Raw genomic sequence first — 14764 nt, 5'->3', positions numbered from 1 at the left:
GTAAGGAGGGCGCCGAGGAGGCTCCATCTAACTGTTAAAGGGAGTTTGTTCATAAAATGGGGGGGGAAGGCGGCTTGGGGCCGCCTTCGGTTTGTACCAAATTACTGTTGAAGAAAAGAATTGGCGATTGTCCGAACAAAGATCATAGCCTCGACAAAAATTTTAATTAATGCCGAAACCAGAGAGTGTATTGTTCGAACAATGCTGTCTACATTTATTAGTATAGACCTTAATTATTAAGGTTGTTTTAACAGTTTATGAAAAAAAGATTAATAAATTGAAAACAGTAGATTTTTTAAAAATGTTCTTCACGAACGGTACGGTTTTATTTAAACTTGTCACTTTACCCTAATCAACATTCGCTGAAACTGCTTCTTTTGGGTGAAATTCTTTATTTCCAACTGAACTGTTCCTCCTATTTTGTGTGTGAAATTTTGTCAAATAATTAGAGATTCCTGTCTATTAAAGTTTATGCGCAAAATTAGTAAACTTATATTGTCTGATATTTCGGACAACTTATGTTTAGGAGGGATTCGATGAAGTTTAAGAAGAAGGTTCTAGCTTTTTCACTATCAGGGCTGATGGCTTTTGGCGGAATTTCTGCGGTTGGCCTGCCTGTTGGCGCGGTGGGCAATGGTCCCAGTGCTGGAAATGGGTCCATCCAGACATCGATTTTACATACTTATGAAAGTATGGTTGAGTACCTCAAAACCCAGGACGCAAAGCAGGCTGCAATGGAACTTGAGATCATCGGAAAAACGTTGAAGGGCCGGGATATTTACATGGCGAAGTATCTTTCCAACCCTTCTAATCCGACCATCCTGTTCCTGACACAGCAGCATGGCAATGAACAGCTTACAACCGAAGGCGCGATGGAATTTATCAAGCATCTTGGGACAGGAAAAAGCAAGGGCGTGCTGAATAATGTAAACGTTCTCATTATTCCGATGCTGAATGCTGATGGAGCCATGGGCGATGTAAATTTCTCTTTAGATAATTACCTTGCAGACGGCGACCGCCACCTAACCCGATACAACGCCAATGAGGTGGACTTGAACCGCGAGCATGACAAAGTGACATCTGCAATGGAGCCTGAAGTGCGCGCGCTCCATGAAAATGTATTACAAAAGTATAAAATCGATTATATGATTGACCTCCACCACCAGGGTACGAGGAGTGAAACGGAAGGAGAATTAGTTTCCGGTTCCATCCTCTATCCGACAAACGAAAATGTCAAACCTGAGGTTCTCGAAAAATCCAAGAAGCTTGGGGCCGTTGTTTACAACAGGCTTGAAAGCAAGGGATGGGGGCATATCGGCAAATATGTGGGTGGCTCCGAGGAAAAAATCGGACGCAATGGCGCAGCTGTCCGTTACGGCATTTCAACACTTCTTTTCGAAATGCGTGGGATGTCCGACCATTACATTGAATCCTACGCCCTCGGCCAAAAGAGCAATGGCTATCTCATCAAACAAACCATTGAAACGCTGGATGCAGCCGTAAACGCAATAGCCGACGGATCGATTGAAAAAGCAGACATTAGCTTCTGGGACACCCTACCTGAACAAAAGAATAGGGCATCTGAAGAAGAAGGAGATGAATAAGAAATACTAGGAGCCGGAACTGTTAAAGAAACACAATGTAAACCCAAACTCACCAACTGGTAATCCGTTCCTAGTTGAGGTGCAAAACGTTAAATGGACACTAGAAATGGCATGCGCCCATTGGCGTATGCCATTTTCCTTTACTATATAGGTTTTATACCTTGTTCTTTTTGGAAGCTATTTCATTATCAACGTCGCTTTTTATTGGTTATATTCGTACCTGTTCTGCGTTAGAGAACTAATTGTTTCCTTCTGACCCACTGTGTCGCGACCCATTTTTCTCCCTTTATGACAGGCAATCCGCTATGGAGCGTTAACTCGTTTAGCGCCTGTTCTTCATAAAAATATTCAAAGTAAACGGCCATTCCTTTCCTTGGGGTAACGGAAAAGTTCAGTCGGGGGAAGACTGTTTCTCCTCCTTCTTCCACATCGTTCAAATACATGACTAGGGTGCTGATACGGTTATTTTCCGCGGCTCTGCTTTTAGATGAAAAAAAATCAAAATGTGTTTTGTACTCTTGCCCAGGGAGATAATGTAGAACTTGAAGTTCCTCACCATGTTCGATAGGAATACACATAATCTCTGAAACTCTTCTTTCGATTTTTGCGACCAGTTGGTTTTCCATTTTATCAAAAAACATGCCACTGCTGGTTCGAATCTCATTTTCTATATGATTCTCACTAATTTTTGAACGCCTCATTCGATCTTTGGCTAATGTAATCAACTCATCACATTCTTCACTATCCAACACATTATCAAGGACCACTACCAATGGTTCCTCTATTTTTGCAATGATATTTATGGCTTTATCAACCGTATAGATTGTACCTTTTTGGTGATTGAAAATCGTTTGTTCTTTGGCTAATTTCGACATATTGCTATCACCCCAGTTATACCAGTTTATAGCAATTATACTATAAAAGTTTTGAATTCATAAAAAATTTAGAATAGAAATTGAATATCAAAGTTGCCTGTCAACCGGGCAAAGAGTGACGCCGTTACTCTCCCATTCTACTGATTGATTAGGCTGGAACAACTTGGAGGAATGTTATTTTACTGAAGAAGAAAGGAGAAGTGTTTCACAATGTTCGTTATATATCTTGCAGGACTATTTTATAAGACTACAAGTAAGCAAGTATATCTTTCAGATAATGAAATTGAAATCAGGAGTGAAGGTTTGCAGTCGGCATCTTAGTCGATCTAAACCAGGCAAACCATGAAGCATGTCTCTACATTTAAAAAAAGAAATAGAACTATGAAGCTAATAGGGGAGAAAAGCTAATCTCTCACTCTCGTTCTATATAAACAATATAAGTGCATATTTTGTTCTTGAATGTGAACATTTAATGAATTATAATAATCTTGTACTAAATAAAGAACGAGGATGTTTTCAATAAAGTAATAACACAGGAAAAGAGAGGAGATTAAATGAGGAGATTCATAAAGTGGATCGGTAATTTTAGTGTTGCTATGTTGGTTTTGATAAGCGCATCCTCTATCTATTTAATTCTCCAGATGAAAATTCATCCAAACCAGGTTCCTTCTATATTTGGCTATAAGACATTGCTCGTTTTATCAGGCAGTATGGAACCCTTGCTATCAGCCGGTGACATGATAGTGATGAAAGAAATTGATCCTGCCAATGCAAAGGTAAATGACGTAATTACCTTTAAGAATAATGCGAATACGTTGGTAACCCACAGAATCGTTTCCAAAGTTCAAAGTGGGGGAACAACGCTCTTTGCCACAAAAGGAGACGCTAATAACGTCGAGGATAATGAATTAATCGCACCCAAACAAATAACAGGAAAACTCTTTTTCCACTTTCCTAAAGTAGGGTATGCACTCAACTTTTTAAAAAGTGGAAAAGGGCTTATTTCATTCATGGTGGTCATTATATTGTTTTTAATCATAGGAATCATTAGAAAATACATCCAAGATTCAAAAACAAGCATCAAAATTCAATGATTTTTATGCTTAAATATGAACTTGAATTAAGGGGGGACATATTGTATCAAACGATTAAGTTACGCAAGTATTCCGAAAAAGTAACCAAAGGAGGAAAAGGAATGAAAAAGAAATTAGCTTTTAGTTTATTTACACTAATTTTGGTAGCAATAGCCGTTATAGGGACGTCAGCTTACTTTAGTAAAAGTTTTTCGAGTAATAATAATCTTGCACATGCAGCCAAATTTAATGTTGATGTAGTGAATGCACAGGGACAAGCCATCGGTAATGGACAATTTAATCTTGGTGAGGACCTATTCCCTGGAATGGATCCTATTGAAGCTTATAGTTTCAATATCAATAAAAACGATACCAAATTACCAGTGGAGTACAAAATTGATTTATCTACTACGGGGGCACTTTTCCCAGAGAACGGAAGCTCACCGGTAAATATTAAAATGCAAAGAAATGTTGATAATAATTGGGTAGATTTTGACTATTCAAAAGCATTTAAACCGGAAAAGGATAGTGAAAGCTTTAAAATTTTAGTAGAATGGCCGCACGGTACCAATGATATCGCCTTTGCTGGGGCAACTGGAACCGTAAATTTGCAAGTGACTGCAACTCAAGTGGACAAACCCGCTCCACCGCAGCCCTCCAAAAATATAGTAACCTTTAAAGCTACACCCAATGGCCCTACCCGAACAACAACATTTAAGCAAATTAATCACTATAAAAACAATCAAGGATTTAAGGTAATTGAAATAAAAGTAGAGGGAACTGGAGAGTTTGAGAGAAATGTTGGCAATTTAACTGTTACAGGAGAATTATTGAATGGCACAACATACTATCGTGTCATTACCGACAAAGAATACTTTGCCAGTAGTACTCAATCTTGGCGAAGCAACAATGTGGATACTTTAGTAAAAGGTACAGTCCTTTTTAAAGGGGCCAATGGTCCATATCTATCGATTGAAAGTAATGAACTTTATGACTGGTGGATGAATAACTAAGTAGTGGGTTTCAGCTTTCGTTGAGGAGCAATTTGTATCGAAATAAAAACTTCTATGTTCCTTTTTTATCAAAAAACAACAAAGTCACGTAGCCGGCCTACGTAACTTAAATGTATATCACTATTCGTAGAAGTCTGGTAATTCTGTTGAAGTGTTTGTTTTTATGAAGACTCTCGCCGTTCAAGGCGAGAGTCTGCCTTTATATAGGCACGGTACAAATTTACCTATAGACCTCCCAGGACGTATTCCATTCTGTAGCGCTTGTCCAATCTTCCTTTAGTATTAATAGGGATTCTTCTTTATGATTCAAGAAACTCCCCCATCCATTAGTTCCTCAAATGTAAGAACTCGATAATCTAAACCCAAAATTGGCAAAAGGCACAACATGGAGTGTAAAAATCTCCGGTTTTGCCTTTAGTATTGCGTTTTATGCGAAAGTGATGGTTCCCTCTATTTCCTGGAGCTCGTGGTGGAGGGCTTTTTTCATGTCCCTGTATTTGCTTGAGATGCTGCCGGCGTAGTTTCCGTTACAGGGTGTTCAGACTTATTTTACTGAGTTGCGATTTTTCATGACTTCCTGGAGGCGGTCAGGGAAGTTGGTGAACATGCCTGTTACGCCCCAGTCGAGCAGTTTTTCCATATCGGCTGTTTCGTTCACTGTATATGGGTGGATCAGAAGGCCGCTGTCACGGACCTTTTGAACATAGGCTTCATCGATGGTGCCATAATTCATGCCAAGTCCGATGCTATAAGATTTGTACTCTTCCAGTTCTTCATCTGTCAAAGTTGCAGGTTGATCGTACCAAAGTAGTTGAACCAATGGAATGGTTGGATCCATTTCGTGGACCATTTTCAGGCTTTCCGCGCTGAATGATTGAACGATGACTTTGCTGGAAGGGACATTTTTCCCTGTCAATTTATACTCGTTCAGGATTTCCACCAGTTTTTCTTCCATGCCAGGGTAAACTTCAGGAGATTTTGTTTCAATGTAATAGCGGGCGCCAGAGCCGAATGTTTCAATGACTTCCTGCAATGTTGGAACTTCAAGGCCGACGTACTCAGACTTTGCATACTGCGGATATTTCTCATTGAACCAGGAACCAGCATCCAACTGTTTAATTTCCGCGAGTGTAAAGTCCTTTACAAGGCCGGTCCCATTCGTAGTGCGGTCCAGCGTTTCATCATGCATGGCAATCAGTTCGCCATCTTTTGTCATTTGGAGGTCAATTTCTATGTAGTCGCCTTTCATTTTCTGGCCCAGCTCGTAAGCAGGCAGTGTATGCTCAGGAGCATGGCCAGATGCACCACGATGCGCAACATTCAGGATTTTGTTGGGATTAAGAGAAGGCTTAATCATTTCCGCCGCCTGTACCTGGCTGACTACTCCAGTTCCAATACCGACAAATGCTGCAGACATCATGACATTTCTGAAAAAACGTTTCATCATCATTTAAAATCCCTCCATTCATTAGTCTCTTTAAGCTTAATAAACGTAAATGAATAGAGTATGAAGGGGGGATAACAATGTAGTTACAAAATTGTAAATAGTGAAAATGCAATTTTTTGCATTGATGTTTTCATATAGTTTAGTAAATGTCTAAAGTTTAAAATGGATTTAGGCAATACAGAACAAAGAAATTCATTTTTTTATGGAGAAGTACCGAGCCGTGTTTCAATTGTGAATTGATTGAAAAAGATTCAATAGATCTGCAAAAGCGATATCAAAGTAAGAAGCGCTGATACCGTCCCTGCTTCAGATAAAAGGTTCGGAAAGTGGCGACTTTTCCCCTTTATTTGAATGTCGCAAAGTGTTCAATTTTTTACAGCTTACATAGGCTAGGACCGGGAAAGATAGAGATATCTAACATTTTTTGGGGGGATAGGGATGATCCGCGAGTTGGAAAAAGCTGAGGTAAGTTCTGTTATTTTCATACGTGATTATTTACAGTTTTTTTTCGAGGGGGAGCGGGGGAGCGGTATGCTTACCGCCTATGTTATGCCGCACCTTTTTGTTACGGGAAGGAGATTTGACAGCACTGTTCCCGGTTACCGGGATTCACTATGCTCATTTATTAGCCGAAAGGTGAAACGGTCCGAAATGGAGGAGTGGAAAATCAAGTTGGTTTTCGATAATGATGACAGGCTTGAGATCCCTCTGCAGGAAGCTGATTCATTGGGAATGGAAGCGGCGATGTTGCGCTTTGATAATGAAATTTTGATATGGTAGGAGAGGGGGCTTGGCGCCTTCTTCAAGAACACCCACTTTATAGCAAAATAAAGTGGGTGTTTCCATTTAGTTTTGATTTGAGTTTATTCTATCGAAGAAGGGTAAGAACGGTCTTGGTCACCGGTTAAGGCATTCAGGGACCTTGTAGATTAAATTTTTTTAGAATGGAAGATCCTTCAAACGCTCCACCAAAACGGCGGTATTATCACGGTTTAGGTGGAGCTTTTTTTAATGTATGTTCTTCGGTCTAGTTCATTAAAAATAGGATAGAAAAATGCCCGCCAAAAGGCTTTGGCACCCAGTCTATAAGGAGAAGTATTTTTTCCAATCCTGAACAAATTGTTCTTCCGTGACGTCAAAGGCTTTCGAAATCGATTCTGGGGTAGTCAGTGTTTTATGGTATTCAAAAAAATTAAGTAGTTTGTCATGGCCATACTGATTCTCAATATAATAGATAATCGATGCGTAAATGCTGTAATCCGAATGGAGTTCAAGGTCTCTAGGCAATTTTGTCATAGTGGAGACATCTATTTTATCCGCAAAAAACGATCGGTCTTTAATCCATTTTGTATACCGCGCTTTATCTGGAGTATCAATAATGATGTGGTTTTCAGGAAAATTATATTTTGTATAGTCAATGTAGTGGTCTTGAATGAACATTCCAGTGCCTTCGGTTACCCAAAACACCCCCGGCCTTCCATTTCGACTAAGAATATTTGCTCCCAGGTCCTGAACCGCATGGGCAATTTCATGAGCAAGACAATTCACGAATGGGGTTTTATTGGTGGAATTCACCGGATGAAATTTCGTGCCCCTGATCAAAACTCGATCGGAACTCATTTTATACTCGGATCCAGTCGTGCCTGTAACATTTTCATCCATCCATACATAAATATCAAATTTAGATTTGACTTCAGCATTAAAGTATTTTGAAACATCGGCAACCAGCTGGTCAGTGGAATCCAGGATATAGGAGTACTGTTCGAAAGCCGGCAGGGTCATATAAATCGACGTTCGGTTCGTGTTGAATTTGTACCATTTTATACTTGTACCGGGTTGTAATGATTCGTTCGTATAAACGATTGTAGCCGACTTTAATTTGTGAGCTCTTTCTTGTTCCGCAAGCTGGCCTTTCAGTTTTTCTATTTCCGCTTCTTTTTCGCCAATTATTTTATCCTTGCCGTCAATGAGTCGATCTTTATCATTTAATTGAGTGATTAAATCGGAATTGTCCTCTTTTAATTCTTTTGTTTCTTTCGTTTGGGCGGTGAGTTTTGTTGATAACTCTTTTACCTCTTTCGTTTTTGCGGTGAGGGCAGATGACAGGCCCTTAGCCTCTTTTGCCTTGGCGTTAAGTTTTGCTGTTACATCTTTCGCTTCTTTTGTTTTCACGTTTAATTTAGTTGTTAAATCTTTTACCTGCTTTGTCAAGGCGGTTATTTTCTTTTGCAGCTCCCCAATTGTGGGGCCTTTGGCCATGCTGGTTGGAAATGGCATAGCGATTGTAAAGAGCAGTACAACTATTAAGGTTAAGGCTAAGTATTTTTGCTTCATTTTATCCCCCTAAAACACTATTTTTCTGATTATTAAGTTAACACAAGTGGGTCATTTGGTCTAGAAGATATTGGCATTCCTTTTAGGGCTGCTGAGGTAAAGAAGCAGGCTGACCTGGTTTTAACGGGAGGCGTGTTCTCTTTGTGGTTCCTTTTTAAGGCGGGGTGCGTGCAAGGGTAAGGTGGACGGTGGGTATTTTCTGTCTGGATATAGGGTGGTAAGGTTTCGTGTATGGGCCAATTTTTCCAAAAAACAAAAAGGCACCACACGGATTAAAAAATCTCCGGTTGTACCTTTATCATTGCTTTATGCTAAAGTGATGGTTCCCTCAATTTCCTGAAGCTCGGCATGGAGGGTTTTTTTCATATCCCTGTATTTGCTTGAGATGCTGCCTGCAGAAATTCCGAAAGCTTCGGCGAGTTGCTTTTGGGAAACTGCAGCTGACATTGGGCTGTTTGACAGGGCCAGATAAATGAGCGCGGCTGTATAGATTTGCGGGTTCCGAATCGCAGGATTTGCCTTTTGGGTGTATTGGATCCAAAGGGTTAGGCCGAGGTTGGCCAGCGTTTTTGAACTGTCGATTCCGTTTATGTATTCCTGGTATGCGTCGGCGACTTCACGGTGTTTTTCCGTGGGCCATTCCCAACCGTCCATGAGGGTGACGGGTTCCGGGAACATAAAGCGATCGAGTGTGATAAGAAATGAATCCTTCATGAAGGTTTTTGGATTTCGATTTCCTGTTTCCTCGTATAAAGCGAGAATTTCTTTTTCAACTTCATTTCCAAGGTTGGCGGGGATGTTGAAAAAGGTCCCAAAAAACACGGCCGGCTCTGAAAGAAGGACCGTTGCAATGATGAGATCTCCTTGTTCTGGCAAATAATTTTGCTCGAGTAATTTTACTTGGATGGTTTCTTTTGTGAAGATATCCTCAATGGTTAGGAATTTGCCGTTGTCCAGTTTTTTTACCTTGAAGACAGATGGGTAGCTGTTTCGCCAAGCCGCGGCCATTTCTTTTACCTTTGGCCTGGAAATGGTTTTGGAATGGGAGTCGAGGTATTCATCCATGACCGTTTTTCCGTTTTTGGCAAGGGACGTGGCAAACCAGGTAAGCGCGCAAAATTCAAAAACTGATTTTGCTTCGTCCGGAACGGGGAAGTTATCGTCGTGCTCCTGTAAATAATCTTCAATTTCGTTTTCGTAGTGACTCCATGTATATCGTATGATATCGGCTTGAAGCTCTTTCAATTCCATGTCGAGCAGCTGCTCCAATTGCACTACCGCCCCTTTGTAACAGCATTTTTTGTACTTCTTTCCGCTCCCGCACGGGCATTTTTCATTACGGCCTATCGTTGTTGACACTACTTGCTCATCCTTTCACTTGCTTTGTAACTCTACTATCATATCATAACGAAAATACAGGAGGGTCCGTTCCTGGTTGGCAATCGTTGGGTGTTTAACGCTGTTTTGAAGTTTTCCCTTATTATATGTCTTCTAATTTGAGTACTATTGTCCTAAAGAGCAAAAGGCAGAATTTATTTTTATTGTGGGACAAAATTTATAGGGGGTAGTAGTATGCAAACCAAGACAATACTTCACACAATAGGGACTGTTTCCTCATTAATTTTGGCATTTATTTCATTTGAAATTACCCACAATTTTCTCGAAATTGATGTTCTAAATATAAAGGACTAGAGTGGAGTTATGTTTAAGTAAGATTGGTATAAAAGAAGCTTGGAGACATATATATATGATGCCCCCAAGCTTTTTCTTTGCTTATTTAATTGAAATTGCTCTATAAAGTGAAAGAGTGAAGCAGGGTACATACCTGTTAATTCACTTTGGCTATAAAACTTGCTGTAAAATAGAGGAGATCTCTGTTAAAGATAATAATAGTTTAGCACATACTAAACTGCATTCATCTTAACAACACTAGAAAAGAGCCAATCGCATGGATGTGGCTCTCTTATTTTGAAAAAGTTATAAATTGAAGATATCCCAATACCTATCAAGATTTGATGCAATTGAGTCAAATAGAAATTCACCCATAATCATTAAGGTGATAAAGGTTAAAACGTAGGTTAGCAGCGAGCCATATGCGATATCCAGCCCATTGTTGAACGGGCTTTTATAACTGGAGATCACCAGGGCGGGCACTAGGAAAATTAAGCCTATCAAACTGATTATCAGCAAAACAAATGCGAAAGAAATCTTTAGCATGCTAAACAATACCGCGACTAGCATAAGTGCTGTAAATGGAACGAGAAGCGTGCCAAAACGGGAAGCTACTTCCTTGAAAGAAGCATTTACTTTGCCCAATTTTACCGCTGCAAACGTGAATGATGAAATCAGCAGAACAAATACGATAAATCCAAAAAATGGCTTTATGACGACTGAGCCGAAGGGAGGGGTGATCTCTCGAACGGCGTTTCCGAAAAGTCCTCCACCAAAGTTACCCATGTCTGAAATAATGCCTTTTAATACGAAATAGGACATTAGCGGGACGAAAAGGGAAAACAAGCAGACCGTGATGATTGCGTTGATGAATTGTTCGCCGCCAACCTGTGTGCTGGTGGAGAAAGGTTTCTTCAGCACCTCAAGGACAAATTTAATGTATTGCCGGGAAATGGCTTTCGTTGTTTCAAGGTATTGGTTCGTTGCGGTTGAACCATTCGCCGTTTGGGTTGGCCCTGCGGTAAATTCCGCAGTTGCGGCACTTTCGTTTTGTGCCCCGGTTGTCAGGTTTGTTCCGCATTTTTCGCAAAACTTGCCGCCAGAATTATGATGATTGCAATTTGGACAATTCACTTTATGAATCCCTCTTTCCTTTATAAATGGTTATTACTTGTTCCAAGCGGTTGTGTATCGTTTTGGATCCGTTTCTTTAAACTCTTTTACATTCTCATCGCCGAATCCCCAGGCACTGGAGTAACTTGAAACTGTCCACTTCTTCCCAGTCTCATCGTAGACAAGTTTATAATTCCAGTACTCAATTTCCTCACTTAATTGAGGTTCTTCTTCTCCATAATAATAATCCGAATTGTATGTTTCCTTTACTTTTACATTCGCAATCCACTGTTCACCATTATGGGACAATTGGAATGAATCCATATCGACGGTTGTGCCCAAAAACGTACCTGTAAACAATCGCCCGTATTCTTTGTCTCTTGTAATTTCGGAAGCTAGCTCTTCCTTTTTTTCAGGCGTATAGGTTGTCATAATGTTTGCATCTCCGGCCGTATAGGCTTGAATCCATTCCCGGGCATTCAGTACAACCGTATCCATAATGGACTTTTGGAAAGCCTCGTCCTGGGTAAAATCGAAACGAATCCAATCGCTTTCAATCGTTGCTTCTTCGGACTTCATTTCTCCCCACGGGAAATTTCCGACAGCCTGAATCCGTAGCGAACCGTCCGTTACAACTGGCCCAAAAGTTGCCTCAGAGAAGGGATCCACATTGATTTCTTTTCCGTTGATCAACGTTTTTCCAGTAATCTCGGTATCATCATATTCAGATCGAAGGGTGATATTATTCCCTTCAAGATACATGTCTATTGCTTGGGTTTCGGTATGTAATAAATAAACTTCTCGTTTATCCTGCAGCGTGACATAATCGTTTTTTAAGATGGCTTCAACTGTATAAACGCCCGGAACATACGGCCCGACCATTTTCGAGTAATTCTGTGTATCGGACGTTGCCACTTTTTTGCCGTTTACCTTTAAAACAGTGTCATCGTAATTTGTTGATAATGAAATATAGATTGGTTTAATCGTTATGTTGTAATCATCGAAAAGGAAGGAGCCTTTACCCTTTTCCAAATTGAATAATCCTTTTGGCATCGTATCTTTTATGTATTGGTCCGCGGATTCTGAATCGCTTTTTACTGTATCGTAGTAAGCTGCCTGATCCTTCAAGGTTTTCACAAAATTTGAGACTTGATCCGGATTGTCATTCAGGTATTTTACAAGGCCATTCAGCGATTTAGCATCAATTTTTAATTTCTTATCGGTGGAAACAAGCAAGTCGGCCAATTCATCTTTGTCTTTTTCGATTAAGGCAGATTCAAACTTTTCAATTTTACGTTCCTTGCTCGTCATTGCTTCCCCTGTTTTAAAAGCTCCAAAAAGGAGCGCTCCACAAACGGCTCCCGCAATGATAAACTTTTTTGTTTTAGGGTTCATCGGCTTTGATGGCTGCTGGGGTGTGACTTTTTCGGGATTGCCTGTGTTTGCAACGGCAGCCGTTGATGGCGCACCACATTCCTTGCAAAATCTCGTTTCAGCGGTTAAAGCAGCCCCGCATTCCTTACAGAACTTCATGTAAACCTTCCTCTCTGTAAAATTGGTATGCTTTCGGAAAAATAATAGGCTTTTAGTCACGCCCCTTCGAACTTTTCAGTTTGTAAAAATAGTAGAATAGACTGATTTTATCCTATTTTGTCGGAAAATGGAATAGTAAAATAACATCATTCCCTTGTTGTTTTGGAAAAAGTTTTCAGTGCTTTACTAGTTAATCGTTTTGGCCAAGGTGGCGTGAAATTCAGTTTGAAAAAGGGTATTAAGAGGTGGAAATAATTGCCCTAGTGCGTAAAGGATTTTGCCGTCTTTTGTCGAAATAAAATGGTAGTATGTTTGCGTTGCTAGTTTCCCGCGCCTTTCTCCGCATGTTTCTATGATTCAATCTTTAGGCTTTCCCCATCTTAAGAATATCTCCCATGTGATTGGCCATGACGATCCAAAGCGCGTAGATTATTCTAAAAAAGCTATCAAGTTAAAGGCATTAGCTAAAACGGAGGTGAAAGGATGAATAAGGAAATAAAAGATAGCTATGTGTTCGTGGCTGGTTTTGCACAGCTGCCGAAGGGGACGCCCGTTTTTGAGATGCAAAAGTCAATCGGCTGCCTGCTGATTGTGGACACAGAAAGTGATATGATTGTTGATTGTGATTTTACTTTTATTAAAGAGATTACTAACAATTTCTTATCTTCTCAGTTGCGGGGACAATCGATTGCTCAAGGAGCGGACCACCTGACAGGGTTGATTGAAACAAGATTTCTAGTTCCTCCTCAAAAAGCAATCATGCAAGCAGTTGTGTCTGCCTATACCCGGTATCATGAGTGGAAGAAAAATAAAAACATTCAGTAAAGCGCTTGCAATTTTCCGAATATTTATTATAATCTAATTACAATATATTCATAGTGTATAGCTGGCTAATCTATGAGGAGAGGGGGACAAACCCGATCCCAAACAAAGTAGATTAACAACCAGTAGCGAAAAAAGTACTTGGTGCCTTCATGGCATCAGACTGCTTTTCTTTGCTGCTGGTTTTTTGTTTGCAAAAAATTTTAAAACTGGAGGAGATCTCATATGCAATTTGGATTATTTACTGTCTTTGATAATTACAAGGAGAAGTTTGATCGGTCACATGAGCAGTTGATGAAGGAGGTCCTGGAGCAGACTATCCATGCTGACAACCTGGGTTATGATTCTGTCTGGTTCGCTGAGCATCACTTTAGCGAATATGGCATTTTGACAACTCCGCAAATACTGTTGGCTGTTGCAGCCCAGCATACGAAAAATATCAGGCTTGGCGTTTCCATTGTGACGCTGCCATTTAAAAATCCAATCCAGGTGGCAGAGGATTATGCCCTCTTGGATGTGCTGAGTGATGGCAGATTGAATCTTGGACTTGGGAGCGGTTACCTTCCGCATGAGTTTGCAGGCTTCAACGTTGATGGAAAGGATAAAGCATTCCGATTTAATGATGCTCTGGCAGTCATCGAAAAGGCATGGACCGGTGAAAAATTTTCTCATGATGGCGATTATTATCAATTTCATGATGTTAAATTGGAGGTTATTCCAAAGCAAAAGGAAGTCCCGATGTGGATCGGGGCATTGAGTCCGAATGGGTCGCACTATGTCGGGAAAATGGGCTACAACATTATGGGGGTACCGTATGTCGCCAGCAAGTCGATCGCGGAACTGAAGCAGATTCTTGATGACTATAAAAAAGCTTTCCGTGAGGCTGGTCATGATGAAACGAAAGTGAATATCCCATTGGCACTTCATACCTATGTAGCGGAAACGCGTGAAGAGGCTGAACAAACCGCCAGGGAGCATTTGAATCTCTATTTGGATACCCGTCAATACGGGAGAAGTGCGCAGTTTGAAGATTTGGAAGAAAGAGAGCAGCTATTAATTGGAACACCTGAGGATGTCATTGCCCGCCTCCGGAAATACGAAGATGCAGGCTGTGACCATGTGATGATGCTGATGAATTTTGGCGGGCTTCCCCATGAAAAGGTGCTGAAATCAATGGAATTAGTTGCTGAAAAGGTTATGCCTGCCTTTACAGGTGCAGTGAAGCTGACTTCTTAAGCCTCTGTCATAGAATGTTCAATTCAAACAGAAGGGATGGTAC

12 protein-coding genes are annotated in these 14764 nt (G+C 40.5%); 6 read left to right on the top strand and 6 right to left on the bottom strand.

Annotated elements, in window-relative coordinates; genetic code table 11:
• Positions 1–536: 536 nt before the first annotated feature.
• On the top strand, positions 537–1604 hold the full coding sequence (locus V1499_RS18360; protein WP_409271447.1) for a M14 family zinc carboxypeptidase: 1068 nt from the start codon (positions 537–539) through the stop codon (positions 1602–1604).
• A 230-nt stretch (positions 1605–1834) separates the two neighbouring features.
• On the opposite strand, the gene V1499_RS18355 is transcribed toward V1499_RS18360, so the two are convergent.
• Positions 1835–2479 (bottom strand): 2OG-Fe(II) oxygenase, encoded by a 645-nt coding sequence (locus V1499_RS18355; RefSeq protein ID WP_409271445.1) that lies wholly within the window; start codon positions 2477–2479, stop codon positions 1835–1837.
• Between the two features lie 554 nt (positions 2480–3033).
• Between V1499_RS18355 and V1499_RS18350 the strand changes: the two genes are divergently transcribed.
• Together V1499_RS18350 and V1499_RS18345 are read left to right on the top strand one after the other, a co-directional pair.
• The gene (locus V1499_RS18350) at positions 3034–3573 is read left to right on the top strand and encodes a signal peptidase I (protein ID WP_409271443.1); all 540 of its coding nucleotides are present in this window, start codon (positions 3034–3036) and stop codon (positions 3571–3573) included.
• A gap of 101 nt (positions 3574–3674) precedes the next feature.
• Entirely contained in the window at positions 3675–4565 is an 891-nt protein-coding gene (locus V1499_RS18345) for a hypothetical protein (protein ID WP_409271442.1), read from the top strand.
• A 544-nt stretch (positions 4566–5109) separates the two neighbouring features.
• Here V1499_RS18345 and V1499_RS18340 read toward each other — a convergent pair.
• Complete coding sequence (locus tag V1499_RS18340) at positions 5110–6009, bottom strand: glycerophosphodiester phosphodiesterase (protein WP_409276335.1); 900 nt, start codon at positions 6007–6009, stop codon at positions 5110–5112.
• Positions 6010–6450: 441 nt separating this feature from the next.
• Between V1499_RS18340 and V1499_RS18335 the strand changes: the two genes are divergently transcribed.
• On the top strand, positions 6451–6792 hold the full coding sequence (locus V1499_RS18335; RefSeq protein ID WP_409271440.1) for a hypothetical protein: 342 nt from the start codon (positions 6451–6453) through the stop codon (positions 6790–6792).
• A gap of 303 nt (positions 6793–7095) precedes the next feature.
• Here the strand turns inward: V1499_RS18335 and V1499_RS18330 are convergent, their stop codons facing one another.
• The 4 genes from V1499_RS18330 to V1499_RS18315 form a co-directional block, all read right to left on the bottom strand.
• Positions 7096–8346, bottom strand: coding sequence for a hypothetical protein (locus V1499_RS18330; protein WP_409271438.1), 1251 nt, complete (start codon positions 8344–8346; stop codon positions 7096–7098).
• 306 nt (positions 8347–8652) lie between these two features.
• On the bottom strand, positions 8653–9705 hold the full coding sequence (locus V1499_RS18325) for an SEC-C metal-binding domain-containing protein (RefSeq protein ID WP_409271436.1): 1053 nt from the start codon (positions 9703–9705) through the stop codon (positions 8653–8655).
• A gap of 618 nt (positions 9706–10323) precedes the next feature.
• Positions 10324–11151 carry a hypothetical protein gene (locus V1499_RS18320; RefSeq protein ID WP_409271434.1) on the bottom strand — a complete coding sequence of 276 codons (828 nt, stop codon included), beginning with the start codon at positions 11149–11151 and terminating at the stop codon, positions 10324–10326.
• 33 nt (positions 11152–11184) lie between these two features.
• The gene (locus V1499_RS18315; RefSeq protein ID WP_409271432.1) at positions 11185–12663 is read right to left on the bottom strand and encodes a zinc ribbon domain-containing protein; all 1479 of its coding nucleotides are present in this window, start codon (positions 12661–12663) and stop codon (positions 11185–11187) included.
• 483 nt (positions 12664–13146) lie between these two features.
• Between V1499_RS18315 and V1499_RS18310 the strand changes: the two genes are divergently transcribed.
• Complete coding sequence (locus V1499_RS18310) at positions 13147–13488, top strand: DUF3870 domain-containing protein (protein WP_409271430.1); 342 nt, start codon at positions 13147–13149, stop codon at positions 13486–13488.
• A 222-nt stretch (positions 13489–13710) separates the two neighbouring features.
• Positions 13711–14721 carry an LLM class flavin-dependent oxidoreductase gene (locus V1499_RS18305; protein WP_409271428.1) on the top strand — a complete coding sequence of 337 codons (1011 nt, stop codon included), beginning with the start codon at positions 13711–13713 and terminating at the stop codon, positions 14719–14721.
• Positions 14722–14764 lie beyond the last annotated feature (43 nt).

The sequence above is a fragment of the Neobacillus oceani genome (assembly GCF_046237595.1).
Lineage (GTDB): Bacteria > Bacillota > Bacilli > Bacillales > Cytobacillaceae > Bacillus_D > Bacillus_D oceani.
This window is presented reverse-complemented; position numbering and strand designations above follow the sequence as displayed.